The 16646-nt window shown below is 67.1% G+C and carries 13 protein-coding genes and 1 pseudogene; 9 read left to right on the forward strand and 5 right to left on the reverse strand.

The window, feature by feature from the left end; genetic code table 11:
• Positions 1 to 90: 90 nt before the first annotated feature.
• Both FL583_RS43030 and FL583_RS22620 read left to right on the forward strand, forming a co-directional pair.
• Positions 91 to 222: pseudogene (locus tag FL583_RS43030) on the forward strand (zinc finger domain-containing protein); the annotation flags it as partial.
• Positions 223 to 243: 21 nt separating this feature from the next.
• On the forward strand, positions 244 to 777 hold the full coding sequence (locus FL583_RS22620; RefSeq protein WP_142706728.1) for a hypothetical protein: 534 nt from the start codon (positions 244 to 246) through the stop codon (positions 775 to 777).
• Positions 778 to 1204: 427 nt separating this feature from the next.
• Here FL583_RS22620 and FL583_RS22625 read toward each other — a convergent pair whose 3' ends face one another.
• Positions 1205 to 2011, reverse strand: a complete 807-nt coding sequence (locus tag FL583_RS22625) for an SAM-dependent methyltransferase (protein ID WP_142706730.1) — start codon at positions 2009 to 2011, stop codon at positions 1205 to 1207.
• 166 nt (positions 2012 to 2177) lie between these two features.
• Between FL583_RS22625 and FL583_RS22630 the strand changes: the two genes are divergently transcribed.
• Positions 2178 to 3095, forward strand: coding sequence for a hypothetical protein (locus tag FL583_RS22630; RefSeq protein ID WP_142706732.1), 918 nt, complete (start codon positions 2178 to 2180; stop codon positions 3093 to 3095).
• A 155-nt stretch (positions 3096 to 3250) separates the two neighbouring features.
• Entirely contained in the window at positions 3251 to 4297 is a 1047-nt protein-coding gene (locus FL583_RS22635) for a hypothetical protein (protein ID WP_142706734.1), read from the forward strand.
• Positions 4298 to 4580: 283 nt separating this feature from the next.
• Here the strand turns inward: FL583_RS22635 and FL583_RS22640 are convergent, their stop codons facing one another.
• On the reverse strand, positions 4581 to 4787 hold the full coding sequence (locus tag FL583_RS22640) for a hypothetical protein (RefSeq protein ID WP_142706736.1): 207 nt from the start codon (positions 4785 to 4787) through the stop codon (positions 4581 to 4583).
• Positions 4788 to 5246: 459 nt separating this feature from the next.
• Between FL583_RS22640 and FL583_RS22645 the strand changes: the two genes are divergently transcribed.
• Positions 5247 to 6212: a hypothetical protein gene (locus FL583_RS22645; RefSeq protein ID WP_142706738.1), complete on the forward strand. Its 966-nt coding sequence runs from the start codon at positions 5247 to 5249 to the stop codon at positions 6210 to 6212.
• Positions 6213 to 8005: 1793 nt separating this feature from the next.
• A complete protein-coding gene (locus FL583_RS22650; protein WP_142706740.1) occupies positions 8006 to 8674 on the forward strand; it encodes a hypothetical protein in 669 nt (222 codons plus the stop codon).
• 762 nt (positions 8675 to 9436) lie between these two features.
• Here the strand turns inward: FL583_RS22650 and FL583_RS22655 are convergent.
• Both FL583_RS22655 and FL583_RS22660 read right to left on the reverse strand, forming a co-directional pair.
• On the reverse strand, positions 9437 to 9853 hold the full coding sequence (locus FL583_RS22655) for a hypothetical protein (RefSeq protein WP_142706742.1): 417 nt from the start codon (positions 9851 to 9853) through the stop codon (positions 9437 to 9439).
• Positions 9853 to 10317, reverse strand: a complete 465-nt coding sequence (locus FL583_RS22660) for a Panacea domain-containing protein (RefSeq protein WP_205752363.1) — start codon at positions 10315 to 10317, stop codon at positions 9853 to 9855. The genes FL583_RS22655 and FL583_RS22660 overlap by 1 nt, the downstream gene beginning before the upstream one ends.
• Positions 10318 to 10627: 310 nt before the next feature.
• On the opposite strand from FL583_RS22660, the gene FL583_RS22665 reads away from it, so the two are divergent.
• From FL583_RS22665 to FL583_RS22675, 3 genes are all read left to right on the forward strand, one after another.
• Entirely contained in the window at positions 10628 to 10903 is a 276-nt protein-coding gene (locus FL583_RS22665) for a hypothetical protein (RefSeq protein ID WP_142706744.1), read from the forward strand.
• Positions 10904 to 11059: 156 nt separating this feature from the next.
• Entirely contained in the window at positions 11060 to 11308 is a 249-nt protein-coding gene (locus FL583_RS22670; RefSeq protein WP_142706746.1) for a hypothetical protein, read from the forward strand.
• Positions 11309 to 11678: 370 nt separating this feature from the next.
• Complete coding sequence (locus tag FL583_RS22675; protein WP_142706748.1) at positions 11679 to 12512, forward strand: hypothetical protein; 834 nt, start codon at positions 11679 to 11681, stop codon at positions 12510 to 12512.
• A 79-nt stretch (positions 12513 to 12591) separates the two neighbouring features.
• Here FL583_RS22675 and FL583_RS22680 read toward each other — a convergent pair whose 3' ends face one another.
• Positions 12592 to 16347 (reverse strand): DUF4365 domain-containing protein, encoded by a 3756-nt coding sequence (locus FL583_RS22680; protein ID WP_170323822.1) that lies wholly within the window; start codon positions 16345 to 16347, stop codon positions 12592 to 12594.
• Positions 16348 to 16646 lie beyond the last annotated feature (299 nt).

Below are 16646 nucleotides of genomic sequence, written 5' to 3' on the forward strand. Positions count from 1 at the left end.
GGGGAGTTCCGCGGCCAACGGTCACGACACGGCGCGATAACCAGTGCACTCCAGCGAAAACACGATGCCGTTTTCGTGTATTTATGTTCTGTGGCGAGACGGTTGATTCCCGATCAGCCGACACCAGCCCTGAACGCGCCGTGTCCCGCCTGTGACGCGCCGCCGGGGTCACCGTGCCGTCGCCGTGACCATCCCGGCGAACTTCGGGCGCGGCCTCATCCGCACCGCTACCGGTCACCGGCGGTGCTGGTCGACGTCGACGGAGTACTGGCGGACCTGCGCCCGTTCGAACACGAACTGTCTGCCGGCGGCGAGACCGGCGCACGGAAGCGGTGGACGGCATTCTTCGCCCACATCCCCGAGGCCGGGCTCATCGAAGCCGGCGCCGAACTGGTCCACGCACTGACCGCGATCGGTGCGCGCGTGCAGTACTCCACGACCCGCCCGTACTGGGCTGCCCGCGCCACCCGTGACTGGATGGCCACCCGCGGCCTACCCGCCGGGTACCTGTACTCCCGGTCGCCCGGCAACGGCAAGACCGGCTACGTCCACAGTCAGTTCCCCACGATCGGTCCCGCCGCCACGATCAAGGCCGCGCACTGCGCCTTCGTCCATGACCGGGACGGACTGGGCGCATTCATCGACGACGAACCCGACGCCGTGACCACGCTTCGTCACTCGGGCTATCCCGCCGTCCTGCTCAGCGAACTGTCCGCAGCCACCACCCAACAACTGCACAGTCTCACCCGGCACCGCCGGCTCGTGTCCATGACCTAGCCCGGACACGTCAATCAGCGATCTTCGGCGTGCCGGCGTCGAGGCTTTGACGTCGGCCGCCGCGCGGGTCGTGAACCTTGCCGAGAGACGGGCCGTGTGCTTGACGCGACCGGACCACGCCCGGAACGGTCGTATCGCAGGAGTAGCACCGCATCGTGTCGGCGTGCGCGCCCGGAACCCGCAAGCCGACGCGCAGCGGGGCCGTGCCGCTGATGCACGGTGCGGCCCCGCAGCGGGCCATCAGCCCAGATCCTTGGTTCGCCTACCGGAGAACGCGCTGGATCAACCACCGCCAGATTCGTCGCGGGCAGGCGAAGCCCTCCCACCGGCCATCCGGCGCCCTCGGCGGTTTCTTGCGGGTGCCCCATCGTGGGTCTCTTCGGAGAGGGCACTCAGCCGAAACCTGTGTTACCGCAGGTACCTGCGCCTACGGTATGCGGGCGACGGTGCCGTAGGCGGAGGTCTCGTGGTCTTCGGGCATCGGCAGGCCCGCGGAGTCGTCACGGAGCCACCGGTGGATCAAAGACACGCCCGGCTCGACCAGTTCCAGGCCGTCGAAGAACCGCGCGAACTCCTCGTGGGTGCGAGGCTGCCCCTCGGCGCTGACGGCCGGTTCCAGGAGCTTGCGCTGATCAGGGTCGTAGTAGTCCCAGCTGTTGTGGCTCATCGCCAGGTACGAACCGGACGGCAGCGCGCCGACCAGTTGGCGCACCAGCCCGTAGGGGTTCTGCGCGTCTTTGAAGAAGTGCAGGACCGCGATCAAGCTCAGCCCGACCGGCTTCGTGAGGTCGAGGGTCCGGGTGACCTCGTCGCTGCGCAGGATGCTGTCCGGGTCGGACAGGTCGGCCTGGAGGTAGGCGGTCTGCCCTTGGGTGCTGCTGACGAGCAGCGCTCGCGCGTGGACGAGGACCAGCGGGTCGTGGTCGACATATACGACGCGGGCGTCCGGGGCGATGCCTTGTGCGACTTCGTGCAGGTTCGGTGAGGTCGGGATGCCGGTGCCGATGTCGAGGAACTGTCGGATGCCGGCCGTCGCGAGGTAGGCCGTGACGCGGTGCATGAAGAACCGGTTTTCCCGCGCCCAGGTCCGCAGGTTCGGCGCGACTGCTAACGCGGCCTCGGCCGATTCCCGGTCGGCGGCGAAGTTGTCCTTGCCGCCCAGCAGGTAGTCATACCGCCGCGCCGCGTGCGGTGTGGAGGTGTCGATGAGGCGCTGCGCGTCGTCGTCCGGCATATCTCCTGCTTCACCATGGCCCGCTGTGGCGCGCTCATCGTACTGACGGTGTTCATCGGCCCAACGACCCGATACGGATGGTGCACCTCCATCGCATGAGGACGCGAATGGGCCGCAGCGATGGCGAGGCCCAACAAAGAGTTAGTCGCCGCCCTACCCTCAGTAGATGCCGAAATCGCGTGAACGTAAGCCGCGCCACCGCACCGGAACGCCCTCCGAATCCCGCGATATCAGCAGCCGAGGCGTCCTGCGTTCCACTGCAGACCTGGCCGACCACCGGCCTCGGTTGCATCTTCGGCGTACGGATCCAGCGGATATTCGTCTGGTCATTGGCGTTCCACCGCTGTTCGTCGACTTGCGCGCTGAGCAGATGGGGGCACCCGCCGGCCGGTGCGTGGATGACTGCCTTACCCTCGCCTGCGCCTATGCCCAGCTCGGGTTCGTCGCGCAGGTCCGCGTCGCCCAGCTTGAGATCGTCGAGGAGCGGACCGGGCAGACCTGGAGCCACGGCGCGGCGACGCCCCGCTGGGACAACGACCTCCTGGACGGACATACCGTGGTGTGGCTGCCCGACGTGGGTTATTTAGTCGATGTGACCGCCGACCAATTCCCGCCGCTCGACGCGCGTTACGCCGGTCCGGTCATCGCACCCTTGTCCGCGCCCGGCGAAGCCGCCGCTCGCTTCGCTGCACCGATCGGCCACGGTGGCTTTGTCCTGCGCTACAAGCTCGCGCCCTGGCACGTCACCCGCGCCGCGCTCGATCATCCGCTGATCCGCGACGACGAAGCCGCCTACCGGCAACGGGGCATCAACGTCGCCGGCGCCACCATCGGGCTGCTCACGAACGCGCTCACACCGCGACGAACCCGAGTCCTCACGCACGACCGGTCGGCGGCGCTGATCACCGCGGCTCGCCAGACGACTGTCGTCGACGACCCGCTGCTGGGCGCACGGTTCCGATGCTCGTCGCTCGGCGAGGACTCCCGGCTGCTTGCCCTCGATGAAATCCCGCTCCCGGACACAGTCCCACCGGCCGTCCCGATCCTGCTGTGGCCGACGGACCCATCATCCACAACCTCCTGAAGCGACACGAACCGGTCGTTTCTTGCTTTCCGGTACTTATCGCTCAATGCTGTGGGCGGCGATTAAGGGCGCCACGTCGAAGGTCGCACCCGGAGATAGACGACCGGTCTCGGCGGAAAGGGCTCGGCCTCACCCCACCGTCCCAGCAAACGAGTGTGCGACTGGCGCTGGCTTTCCGCATCGACCGGGCGATGCCGCGGAGGTTCACGATGCCCAAGTCCCTGCTTAAAACGCTGGCCCGTCAATGCCGCCGCTACACCGGCGAGCGCTACCAGAAGGCCCTCACCAGGCTGGCCGCCGACCCTGGCGCGCCACCGATCCCCATCGCCTCACCGGCCCAGGCCCAACTCGAGGCTGAAGTGCTCGCCGGCCTCGGGCAAGGATGGGTCACCGATTCCCACGGCGCCCCGCCCACGGAAACCCCGTTCGCCCTGACCTCGGTCACGCCACTACCCGACGCGCTCGAAGTCACTGTTCAGGACATCGCGCTGCCCGACGTCATTACCGCACTCTTGCCGACCACCGATGAACAAAGCAACACGTCCGGCATCGCCGGCCTGCGCTTCCGGCTCCAGCCCAGTGGCGTGGAGCTGACCCGGCTGGACTTGCCCGGCGTGGTCCGTATCACCGGCGTTACACCCGCGCAGTGGTGGCAGGCCTACGCCGTCGCCGAAGCCGACACCGATGTCCCGATCCTGTCCGGCCACCACCCCGACCGGATGCACCCTGCCGAAGAAGCCCACGCCCGCGCCTACTGCCCCGGCTACAGCCCCCGGCACGACGAACCCCGCGACCAGGCACTCGCTGCACTCACCTCCGCGTTCCTGCGCCGCCACATGATCTTCCGGACCCCCGAGGTGACCTCCATCGATCTCTGGAGCAACCCCGACTCCCTGGAAGTCGAATGGTTCGGCCCGCTCACCCACACCCAGGCCGTCACCGACCTCTGCGACCCCGTCTTCGGGCTCGGCGGCACGCCGAGCAAAGACTGCGAGTGCGAGCGTCATTCCTGGTGCTTCGTCATCCCCGTGATCACCGACCCGGTGTTCGGGACCTGCGTCGCGCTCCGGCATAACCGCCACCACGACACCGACGACGAACTCGCGGACAACCTCCGGGACGACTGGCGCCGCAAGCACCGGTCCGAGCGACTCAGCCAGATGGAACGATGGCACGGTGCCCGTCCACGCACGCAGCGGTGACCAGGCGGACAGAGGTAACTGCCTCGAACCGAAGCCCAGACGGCACGAGCTTCTTGCGCCGCCCTGGCGGTCCAGCAAGCGTGCGGCCGACTGCCCGTGAGCTTCGGCCAGCAGCCTTCCCCGTCCTTCCCAGCCGCACCGCTCACACCGTACGAACTCCTCGGTTCCCGACGTTGTCGCCCCAGCTATCTCAGGGCAGAGGGCCGTCCTGGCGGGGGCCGCCCGCGATCAGCAGACGACGAGACGGCTACCGACGTGGATGCCCACACCGTTTGCCGGTGGCTCATCTGCCGATGATGCGGTCGAGTGGGATCAGGGAAACGCCCGCGGTGGAGAGCCCGGCTACCAGCGCCACCGGCAGTGAGGCGCCGCCCCACAGCGTTAGCCCGCCCATGACCGCGCCGGCGAGAAGCGCGATCACGATGATCAGCGCGGAACGCATCGGCAGCAGGGGCGGGGGCGTCGGATCGGTCGTCGTAGGCCTACTCACGGGTGGAACTCCTCCCGCCCCGGTGGCGGGGCGCTCGCGGTTGTGTTCGGCGAGTTTTCCCTCTGTCGCAACGCGACAGCGACACGGTCGAGGTCATGGCGGAGCGGCACGGTCTCTACTCATCGATTCATCTAGTCTTCCTACGAGGAGAGGTAGTGCTATGTGCCGCTCCGCCGTGACCTGCTCCGCCGTGTCGAACCCGCCGGGAGGTTCGCCGTGTTACCTGGCAAGTCGCCGCCGCGGGGCGCGTTTCCTGCGGATCCGGCCCTCGACCGGCAGCGGCAGGCCGCTTGGCGAGAACGCAGCGTCGAGCGGATGCGGGCGTCACGGGAACAACGGCTGGCCCAGCTCGCGAGAAAACGCGTTGCTCTGGACCGCGCCCGAGCCGACTACCGGACGATCGACACCGGCGATGTCCCGGAGATTCGGATCCTGCCCGGCTTCACGCGGCTGAGCACGATGCGCGTGCGTGACCCCGCCGACAAGGACATCGCGGTCGATGCCGATCCTGACTACCGCGACCGGCAGGCGGCCGAGGTCGCCAGCAGGCCACCGGCGACCCGCCTGGTCCATCGGCGCTCCAACTCGCTGGCGTTCTACCTGACCACGGTCTACGTCGCGCACCTACGCGCCGATCCGTCGCGCCCGGGGATGCGACCGGTCTTCGTCAACGACCTCGCCAATCTTCGTAGCCGGCCAGAGGCCGGCCCGTCCTGGGCGTCTCTGGCCGCGCTGACCGCTCCGAGAGAGCCCCGCGCCCGTCGCGCCCAAGTCCACCGTGCGCTGGACTCCCTGGAAGCCGCGGGCTTGGTGGCTCTCCATCCGCCCGGAACCCGCTACCGATACGAGCAGTGGCAGTTACTGCAAGAAGATGGAAGCGGCCAGCGGTACCGCGTGCCGCCCGAAAAGAGCCCCACCGGGCTAAGACTTCCCGCCACGTTCTTCTGGAACGGCTGGCATCTGGTCTTGGAGCCGGCCGAGCTGGTGATGCTACTGGCCGTCCTCGACCAGCACTGGCGACTCAACTACGACCCAGCCCAGAACAGGCCACCGCGGGCCACGGTCGCGCTCCCACGGACCGTGCGCTGGGGCCACTACGGCATCAGCGGAGAGGTGTATCTCCACGCCCAGCAACTCGTCGAGTTCGGCCTCCTCGAATTCCACGACCCCATGCCACACCGGCGACGAGGAAAACTCCCCGCCCACGGCGCGGAAGCAAACCCCAGCCGGGAAGACCTCAAAGCCGATACCGAAGCCAACGGCGATGTCCATACCGGGCAGCCCCCACCGAAAGAGCCCTACCAGTTCGGACCCGTCGACCCGTCGACCTTCAACCGTGACCCAATCGCCGTCGTCACCGACACCCTGACCGCCTACCCGATCCCGTCACGTCTCCAGGACGACGAAGACCTCCTCTGGTCGTAGCCGCCCTTCGACCCCCGTACGCGAGGACGGCGATTCCAGCTCTAACCGAGAGCCCACTGCTAGAGCGGGTTCAGTTCGCCGGCGGATGCGTGTCCAGCGCGCGTGATGATGGGCCAGAGTCGGCAATGGCGGTTGCGCGTCGGCCGCGCAGGTGGTCCCGGGATCGCGGCGCGGCGCAAATCCGCGCCCGATTACGAGAGGCCGGAGTCCGAGGTGTCGACGAACCTAGGTAGGCGACCAGAAGCAGGGCCCGACAGCCAGCGTCCAGCCGCCGCCACCGGGTCCGCAGCTGGTTGCGGCGAGCGCGTAACTCGTCGGCCAGCAGCCGCACCGCGCGGCTGGACACGGTCATCCCCGACGGTTAGGAAAGCAACCTGGAGCTCTTGGTGGGCGATGGGTTGATCTAGGCAATCGCCTGTCCTACCAGGGGCTCCTCTCCGTGCCAGCACATGGTCTGACCTCACCTCGGTGGACACCCGGACACCCACTGCATCGGCGGCACGGACCCCGGCCGCCCGGAGCGTTGCCCGGCGTGCCGGGGTGATCGCTGCCCGTGCGGCTTCGGCATCGCCCCAGCGTTTGGACGAAACCCGTCTCTCCGGGTCATCCGAGGCCACAGCGAGCGCACATCAGAGGAAGGTCGTACGACCAATCGGCTGCTGCTTCACCGACGCTGATCCGTATCCGCGCCCCACGTCGCTTCTCTGCATCGGCTCCACATAGGGCATCGTGTTGAGGGGTCAGATCAACAACCTCGCAAGCTGCATGCCGTCTGTCGTGCCCAAGGGCGGATGTCGACTCTCGTCGTTCGCCGGAAAGCGCGGCAGGTACGGGATAGCCAGGCGGGGCGATATGTTGTTTGCTACCCGAGGCAGTACCTGAAACTCGTGTACTGCCTCGGGTAGCGCTGCTACCTCAGGTTCTGAGCTGCGCTCAGAACCTCCTCAACAAACATGTGGCTGCCGGCCGCGAGGTTGCTGAGGATGTAGCCCGTGCTCACGGTGACCGCCGCGAGCAAGGCTATGAAGCGAGCGGTACCGGCAGTGCTTTCCAGAGCCTGCCGGGCCGTTCGCCAGTACTCGGCGAAGAACCACCGCCAGAATCCATCCCTGGGCCGTTTCAACAACTTCTCCCCTCACATGAATAGGCGCCCAGCGCGAGTCCTCCAATTCCGACCGCGCCGACACCGCGAACGGGGAGAACTCAGGCTGAGCGCCTGCATTCGACCTGTTGTTGCCCTGTGTGCGAGTAGTCCTATTGAGCCCCGAGTCGGGAGGCTCACCTCGCCCGGCCTGCGTGCCTGACTCACGCGCCGCATCCGCAGACCTGCCGGACGCTGGCAGTCTGCCCGCCGCGGTAGCCGATCTCAACCCCGCCCCGAATCACGGTGACAAGCGACGTACGTCCCCGATGCACCGCAGCTCGGACCCAGATACGACCTCGGTGGCCGGGTTCTAGCTGCGAGCCCGTCGTTCTCTTCATTCAGATTGAAGAGAGCTGAACTGGTGTCCGAGGACAGGCCCGGAATCTCGGTGGAACGATCCGTCGTCGCGCCGTACAGCCTCTACCGGCATGGGCGGAATCGCGCAAGAATCAGGCATCGGTCGGACCTCTAGGGGCCGCCGGACTTTGACACTGAACACAGCACTCATATTGATGGTTCGAATCATGCACGGTGAGTCCTAACGGATATTGCCAAGTCATCCGCGTATCGAGTTCCTGCGGTTTTGCCGACAACAACTCTTCCCGTGGCGGGATGGACAAACGTATTTGTCGGCTGGCATTCTGCCGTCGTGCCTAGCCACCGTCCCCCACTCCAGGGAATCAGTCGCCGCGAAGTAGAGGAAGCCATCCGGGCGGCCGCGCAACGCGACATCCTCGACACGGAATCGCAAGGCCAACGCCTTAGTAGACGTCAGGCCGACGGTGACCGGCCAGAAGCCATCACAGCGCTGGCGCTACTCACGACGATCGAGCGCGCGCACGCACTCCTCGACGACCTGGCGCAGCGCGTCGCGCGCCGCGCTGTGCGCGCCGGCGCCGACTTCCCCGACCTCGGGCGAGCGATCGGAGTGACCCGCCAGGCCACACGGAGCCGGTGGCCCGATCTGGCGACACCCATTCGCCTCTACCCGTGGCTCATCGCTCACCGCAGCGAGCTGCTCAGGCTGGCCAGACGCAGCCTAGACCTTCCGTTAGCCAGCTGGGGCGTAGACGATCTGCCTGATCACGCGGCTGCGCTCGTGCGAGCAGCCGTAGCTGGGCCTCACTCCCTGATCGCCCGGGGGTACCGGAACGCAACCACCCGGAATCGCGAATGGAGGGGACGCGACCTGTTTGACATTCAGGACGGTTTGGCGTCTCTGACCCGCCTGGCCCATCGGGACCAGGCGACGGCGGCCCTGCTGCTGGATGATGCCGATGGGCTCCTGGAGACGATGCCGTCAGCCCTCCCGCTGTAGAGCGCACGACGATGGTGGCGGCCATGGCACTGGCGATCAGGGCACAACAGGGCGGAGGCTAAGCGGCGCATACCGGCGGCTGTCTCGCGGGACATGGTGCAGGCGTCGGTAGCGGGCGGCACGCCCGGAGAGGTTTCGCCGACGGCGGTACGGTCTGCTCAGGCCGACACCCGCGCGGCGCTGGCACTGCCGTGGTGGTGGCTCGCCCGGTCGGGGTGTTTCGCCGGTCAGCTCGCCGCGCTAGTCCGCGGATGGTGGCAGGTCTTCGGTGAGCGAATCCATCGGCCAGAGCTCAACCACTGGGCCTTGCGTGGCCGCGGGGAGCGGAAGCACGTGGAGAGTCAGCAGCCGTGGATTCTGTCTAGGTTGCCGGTCATGGCTGGCCGGTGGCGATCGCGGCGAGCAGCGCGCCGGCGCGGCCGAGGGCGTCTTCGAGGGCGAGGATTTCGTGGCGCAGGCTAAGCGGTACGCGCTGACGTTCCCAGCCGGACACGGTCTGGTCGGGTGGGCGGGTGGCCCAGAGGGTCTTCGCCCGGCCCGGCGGGCATCACCTCGTGCAGTCGGTAGAACGTCCGGGTGTGCCGCAACCGGTCCTCACGGAAGGGCTGGCGGACCTCGCGCTCATCGCAGCCCGTGGTCCGGATTCGGTGTGGGTGTCCGTTGATGACGAGCGTGGCGAGGTAAGCAGCGATAGGGCGACGGTCGTACATGACCGCATCATACGAACATGCGTTCGATACGTCGAAGTATCGGCGGCGATCCTCACCCATGGTTGTAGACGTCTCCGTAGCAGGCTTCGATCCACAGCACGTAGAACGTGTCGCCAACCTTGTAGCCGACTGCAGGCAGGTTGCCTTCGTGGCGGACGACCATGTACTTGTTTTGCGCTAACGCGTCTGGGGCGACCTTCTTGATCTGGTGGGCAGGAAGGTACTCGAAACCGAGACCGTGCTTCTGGTGCAGCTGAAGTTCCGCCCAGGTGAAGCGGGATCGCTTGGCCCACTTCACCAAGAACTCCGAACGTTGCCCCTCCGAAAGCTCCTCTACTCCATACCCCTGCCGGACGTGCCGAAGGCACAGCGAGGGGTAGCCCGACGCGGCGTCACCGGATTTCTCCTGCAAGGTCTCACCGGTGCCCCCCGGACGAGTTCCCTTGCCCTTCTTCTTGCCGCCGCCCATCAGGCGGTAGGCGCGAAGAACTCGCGGAGCGCGTCCTGGCTGATCACCATGTTCCACTCACCGCGGTCGAACGCTTCCTTCCACGGCCGTTCACTGTGCGTCCGCTGACGCAGCGCCCACGCCGCGTACTTGGCGTAGGTGTTCCAAACCTTGATGAGGTGCTGTTCGACGTCGCGATAATCGTCCCAGTCGAAAGACTCAGCGACGGCCCGCTCGGTGTCGATCGGCCCGGCGCCGAAGTGCTTGAGCCTGTGGTACTCATTCGGAACCACGGGCCCGTGCGCCCACGCCTGAATCTCATCGGAGAACAGCGGCTTGCCATGCTCGCCCAGGTAATGGCCCTGCGCGTAGTACAGGAGTTTCTGCAGCTTGAGGTTGGTCAGGCCCGGATCTTCACCGGTCTCCTCGTCGGCCCACATCAGGAGCCAGTTCGCGATGTCCTGCGCGCTGCGCACGTTCGCCACCCATCCTCCAGTCGCGGTTCTTTAGCTGCTCTTATGGTTAACCAGCCTACGGGGTCACGGCATTCCAAGGGGTGCACGTTACGGGTTCGACGCCGAAGTACACGTGCCCGCGCCCTGTGGATGACGCCAGCAGGCAGCGAGCTGAATCTGTCACGCTGATGCGGTCGTCCGGGACGGGGATCCCGACCGGGCACCGGCCACACCTACGGGAGGTGGGGCGCCCGCGTCCGGAGCGCACCCCCGGGCGGCCTCAGGACCACGCGATCCGCACCGATGGAGCATTGACGTCTGCCATCGGCTCGGGGGTTCCGTGACGAAGCTCAGCCAGCACGAACGCGCCGCCGACCAGGCGTGGAAGGCGGGGATCCAAGGGCCGGGCAACGCCGCCTTCCTGAGCGCGATCCTGGCCGCGCTCTCCCTCGTCGGCGGCGTATTCGCTTCCGCCTTCCTTGGGGACGGCACCCCGTTCATCGTCGGCCTTGCCGGCTGCATGCAGCTCTACCTAGTACGCGTCGTGTTCCGCTGGATGGAGGCGAGGTTCAAGCAGACGGAACAGCTCATCCAGCACCTGCTGGTGGACGACTGAGCCGGGGTGCTGCCCGCGCCTGGGGTAGTGGGTTGGTCCGGCCGAAGAGCCGGCCCGTCGACACCCACCCCGACGGGCGGTCTCGGTGTGCTGACCGTTCGGTCAGTGGGCATCCCTCGAACGTCGGCACGGTAGGTGCGTCGCTACTGTCCGCACGTGCGCACCGTGCCCTGGTGGCTTGCTCTCGCCCTTGCCCTCGTCGTCGGCGCCGGCGCATCCGCGGCCACCTTCGCGGCGACCACGTACCTCACTGACCCGTCCGCCGCGCCGATCTCAGCCGATGCGCGGAAGAAAGCCGTCGAAGCCTGCGACAGCTGGAGGTGCCGCAATGTGCCTGATGCAGTCCAACGCGCCGGCGAAGCCCTCGCGTTGGACGAGCGGTACCGGCCCCTCACCAAGCGATAGCCGCTGACCAGGAACGCCGCGACAACCCGTTGACGGGTTCTGCAGCCGTGGGAGTTGAATGCAAAGCGATCGACGGGAAATCCGCGTTCACCTACCGCTGACACGACCGGCGACCTGGACCGCGATCGAACCAACCAACGTGCGTAGGCGTGCTCGGCGGCAGCCTGCACAATCACCCCCGGTTTGCTTCCCGAGTCGCTCTACGGAGCAACCTCGAGCATTGCCTCAGCCTGGAGCGAAAGCGGTCGATCCGCGGGGCATGCGAGGAACAGCCAACCTTGACGACGTCCCATTAGGCGTCTCCATTGGCGCCCGCCGACCCGCCGTGTTCCGGTGGACACCGGTACCGGCGGTTCTCCTTGTCGCGGCGGTGGCGGTGATCGCCGCGCTCGCAGTCGTTGCCGGATGGAACTCCGGCGGTGACCGGTGGGAGCGGGCCGCAACTGGTGCCGGCGCGGTGATCGCGTTCGCCGGGCTGGTGCTCACGCTGGCTCGCCACGAGCGAATCCGTGCGTATACCGAACTGGCGCGGATGACCGCAGAAGCGTTGAGCGCGTGGAACGGCCTCAAGGTCGCCACGGGCATCAACCAGGCGATTGAAGGCAACATCGGCGTCGCCCGCGAGACATTCCTTTCGCCGAGCGAGGGAGCGCACCAGAATGCCGCCTTGGAACTCGGCCAGTTGGAGGAGGCGCTTCGTTCGGTTGAGCCGCTCTCTCGTCCCGCGGACCTCGCGAAGGTCGACACGTGGCTCAATGAGCGCTATGACCATGTCTTCGACCTCAACCAAGAGGTTGTCAAGCTGCTGCATTCGGCCGGCTACACCGGCTTCGAGAAGGACGGACAGAAACCCCGCGAGCAGATCGTCGCCGCGCGCGCCGACTGGGAAAGGACTGTCCAGACGGCGCGATCGCAGGCCGCCCGCTGGGAGCCGGTCGCGGGCATGATCCACGCTGCCGACCGACTCGTGCAGTACTGGGTGGTGCTGGCGTTGAACGATCCGCGATACGCCAACCAAGACGAGGCCTTCAAGGCCGAGCGCAAGCGCGCGTTCGAACAGGCGGAGGACGCCGTGGAGCGGATGGGCTGCGCGGTGGCGACCCGTCGTCTCGGCCAATCGTGGTGGCGCGTCGTGCTGCTACGGGCGACGACAGGACACGCCGGGATCCGCTCACTCGACGCAGCGAAGGACGTCATCCCCTAGGAGGCCGACCGGAAGGACGACCGTCCAACTGATGCCCGAAGACCCCGAGGCCACGCGCCACCTGCCGGACGGTCAGCTGCTATGCCTCGAACAGCACGCTCGTGACGATCGTGGCTGGATCGGTCAGATATCCCATCCTGTGTAGGAGGTACGCGGCAGCCGACAGAAACTGGCGGGGCCCGGGAAGGTGACGGGCCGCAGCTAGTTCGGCCACTCGGGACAGTCCGGCCTTGACGTCTTCCGTTGGCGGGTCCGGCGCAAAGCCGTACAACGCGATGGTCGTCATCCAGAGAACGGCCTCGTTGGGGTCATCGGAGAACGCGAGGCTCAGACCTTCCATGGCCGCGTACTGCCAGCCGATCAGGGCTTCAGGCCGGTGCTCGCTGACGTGCTGGTAGATAGCGCGTAGGTCGGCGAAGGGGGTGTCGGCCCATGCCCACCAGGCCGGGCGCGTGAGCAGAACGGCGGAGGCGGCAGGTTGCCACTCGTCGGCCTGTGCCTGGGCGAGGAGGTCATCGAGGGAGGCCGGAACGTCCACGACATAGTCCGCCACCATCGCGCGGACGAGCTGGTGTTGGCGGTCGGTGAGATCCCGAATCCTGTCGTCGCTGCCAGGACGCGTCGGATCATCGAGTTCGATCGCGATGCTCGTCAGTTCTTCAGTGAGAGCTGCCGTGCTGAAAGCAGGCACTCCGACGGATCGGGCAAGCTGTCGGAGCGCGACGTCGTCACTCCAAAATGACCACTGTTTGGTCTTGGCGAGTTGAAGTGGTGCCAGCCAGGAGCCGAATAGCTCGGGATCGAAGTCGCCGAAGTCGGGTAGGTTCACGACCCGGTCGAAGACGAGATCGCATGAGGATGCTTCGAGCGCTGCGGCGCGGCGGAGCAGTTGGAGGCGGTCGGCCGGGGTCATCGGGTGGAAGACGAGTTGCTGGCGTTCGTCGTCCCACCCGAGGCTGCCGACGCTGGCGGCATTACTTCGGGCATGGATGACGGATTGCAAGATGTCGGCGCGCGACACGGCCGGCAGATGCACGATGGAGAACCTGCCGGCGAGATCAGTGCCGCCGGGGAGCTGGCTGGAGACCATGAGCGCTGACGCGTCTACGACGACCGGACGGTTCAATGCGTCACGGGCCGCCTGGTGGTCGAGGTCATGTTGTCCGTCATCCGCGGCGGCGGCAATTTGTACGCCCGCGGCGCGTTGGATTAGCACTAGGCCATAGGGCAGGCGCAACCCCGTCGCCAGCATCCCGAGGGGCAGGCGGCCGAGTCGGATAGCGCGAATGAGGTCTGTGGCTATCCGCGGGTCCGCCGTGGATTGCACGGTGGCGGTGATCTCGTCGGCCAGGGTCTCGATGGGTCCGTCGAACTTGCGTGCCCCAAGGTCGTCCCCGTGCCGGGCGATCAGGCCGTCCAATGCCTGGAACGCCGCAGCGTACAGTTCGTCGGGAACCGCTGCCGCCGCAGCGGATGTCGTGGATCGCCTGGCGGCAGCCGCGTGGTCATCGTCGGGGTCAGAGTGCGTGTGGACATCCAGGAGCTCTGGGCGTTCGGCGGTGGCGCGTTCGATAATCGCCATCAGCAGCGCTCGGGCCAGGTTCGGGGCCTTATCCCGGAACTGGCTCGCTAGCGCGTAGGCCTGACTGGCGTCCTGGTCGGTCCACGGTTCGGTGGCGAATGCCTGGAGCCACCAATGGCCGTGCGTGGGGGTGAGGACGGATGGGTGGTGGTCGTGGAGCAGCGCGGCGGCTCGGTTGGGACGAAGTTGGACAAGTTCGGCGGCTACGCGTAGCCAGATGACGTCCGCCGGTGGGTCCGTGGTGAGCGTGAGCAGGGTGCCGGTGTGTCGCTCGGCGGCGGCACCATCGCCGGAGTGGATTGCGCGCAGCGCAAGGAACCGAAGTAGCCGGGCCCGTTCGACATGGCCGAGGTGCCCATCGGCGAGCGCGATGTGTGCGGCCTGTTCGGCCTGGCCAAGGCGATCAGCCTCTTGGAGTACCTGGACTCGGTAGGCCAGGAAGATCGGACGGTGCAGCGAGTGGTACGCGGCGTCACACGCGTCGAGGGCCTCGTCGTAGCGATGGGCGGCGCGGAGCTCGCGGATCAGCATCAGAGCTGCGTTCGCGTTCGTCTTGCTCAGTCCCCGCAACGACGGCAGAGCCGGGTCCAGCTCGCGGACTGCAGCGGCCACGACGGTGATGCGCTGCGGCACGTCCGCGGAGATCAGCGAGCGGCGAACCAGAGGATCCAGCCGTGCCGCAGCGTCGACTCCGAGACCGGAGAGGTTCTCGACCGCGCGCAGGATGCCGGTGAAGTCGTCGGTCGCCTCCGCTTCGTCCAGCGCCGCGGTCCACAGGCGGATCTGGTCGTCGCGGGGCAACGCGGTGTCGTTGATCCTCGCGGCGAGCAGCTGGTCGGCGGGTGCATCGCCGAGTTGCTCGGCGAGCGCCACCGCAAGGTCGTGCTGGCCCAGTTCGTGTGCTGCCTCGGCTGCGTGTCGACGCACGTCGGGGCGCTCTGCCTCTTCGATCCGCGCGACGCCGTGCGGCGCAGCGAGTGCGTAGCGCAAGACCACGTCCAAATCTCCGGACAACACGTGGATCTCGAGCAGCTTGTCCAAATACCCATCAGTAGCGCCGGCCCATCGATGACGCTGCTCGACGGCGTGCCTCATTAGTTCGCCCGCCCGCTGGAGGTCGTCGGCGTGGGCGCACGTACTCAGCGAGCGATGCAACAGGGCTTCGGCAAGCAACTCCATCGCGTCACTGCCATCACGATCCAGCTCCAATGCGCGTGTCGCCCGGACGACCGCAGCGTCCCATTCGTGCGACCGTAGTGCGTGCCTGGTCAGGATGGCCTGAACAGCGTGGTCTGAGCGAGCTGCGGGAACGTCGAGGTCGAGCCCGGACGGCAGCTCCCACGGCGCGGCGTTCCCTGACGGTTGCGCCAGGATCGCCCGTATCAGCGCAACCACCAACTCCGTGCCGGGGAGGCCGGCTGCGCGATCAACCAGTTGATGGGCGCGGTCCCGATCGAGATCCAGCAGCGGCAGGACCGCGGCGAGAAGCAGGCGCCCCTCGCGCTCCGGGTCCGCCGCTGCGGCGCGCTCGAACGCCTCCGACCCAACCGCCATGGCACCGTGTTCGACGCCAAAGCTGGCGACCGCTCGCCAGGCGCGTGCCGCGTCACGGATCAGCCATATCGGCGCCATAGAGAGCAGAGCCCGGCAGGTCTCGGTCGGCTGGCTGCGGCCGTCAGCCAGATGAGCCGCGAGGACCGCGGCGTCACCGGGTGCGCTGTCATGCAGCTCGGCCAGGATGGCCGCAGTGGACGGGGGCAAGACCGTCAACAGCTGCTCGTACCGCGTCCGGGAATCTCGCTCGATGCCGCTGGCGATGTGATCCCACTCGTCGGCCGCGTCGCTGACGCACTGTCGTTCCGGGACGACGATCTTGTAGCCCTTGCCGGTCGGCTCCACCGTTCCTGGCGTGAATTGTTGCCAGTACCCTCGCTGCGTCTCGATATCGACGAGCACAATCAACACCGGTAGCGCATGCCCAAGCCATAGATGGAAATGAGCTTCGTCGAACCGGAACACCCAGCCGTCGGCGGTGCGTTCGCCGAAGAAGCTCGGACCGGCCTTGATCTGCAGGGCAATCAGACGCCCAGTCTGCCGGCCCGCCGAGTCCCGCGCCTCAACGTGCGCATCGATCCCCGCGTCCGATGTCGCCTGCTCCCGGAACACCCAACGCAGATCGCGCACGACCAACGTGTTCAGGATTGAGACCCCGAGCCGCCCCGTGCCCTCGCGGTCCAGCCCTGCAGCCCCCACCACGTCCTCCTGTCATACAGCACAGCAGGAGGAAGTGTAGGCAACTGACGTCTAACGGCTGGCGCACAAGACGCGAACGGCCAGAGGTGCGAATCAAGGGTATTTCGCGACCAGCGTTCGGCGCGAGCAACGGCCATACAACCTGGATGGGGTAGCCCCGACCCAAGTCGCCCCGCAGCCAGGCGCGCCGTCGACACCGCCACGCACTGCTCGGCGTTCGTCTTCCCTGCCGACAAAGCGGCCGAACACGCCGGCCTGAGCAGTCGATACGACACGCCGCCGACATCCGAGCAACCAAT

The sequence above is a fragment of the Cryptosporangium phraense genome (genome assembly GCF_006912135.1).
GTDB lineage: Bacteria > Actinomycetota > Actinomycetes > Mycobacteriales > Cryptosporangiaceae > Cryptosporangium > Cryptosporangium phraense.

Bases quoted from the DNA above. Each gene is read 5' to 3' on its own strand.
- FL583_RS22625 (WP_142706730.1), bottom strand. From the start codon at position 2,011: ATGCCGGACGACGACGCGCAGCGCCTCATCGACACCTCCACACCGCAC.
- FL583_RS22630 (WP_142706732.1), top strand. From the start codon at position 2,178: ATGCCGAAATCGCGTGAACGTAAGCCGCGCCACCGCACCGGAACGCCC.
- FL583_RS22655 (WP_142706742.1), bottom strand. From the start codon at position 9,853: ATGGGCGGCGGCAAGAAGAAGGGCAAGGGAACTCGTCCGGGGGGCACC.
- FL583_RS22645 (WP_142706738.1), top strand. From the start codon at position 5,247: ATGCGCGTGCGTGACCCCGCCGACAAGGACATCGCGGTCGATGCCGAT.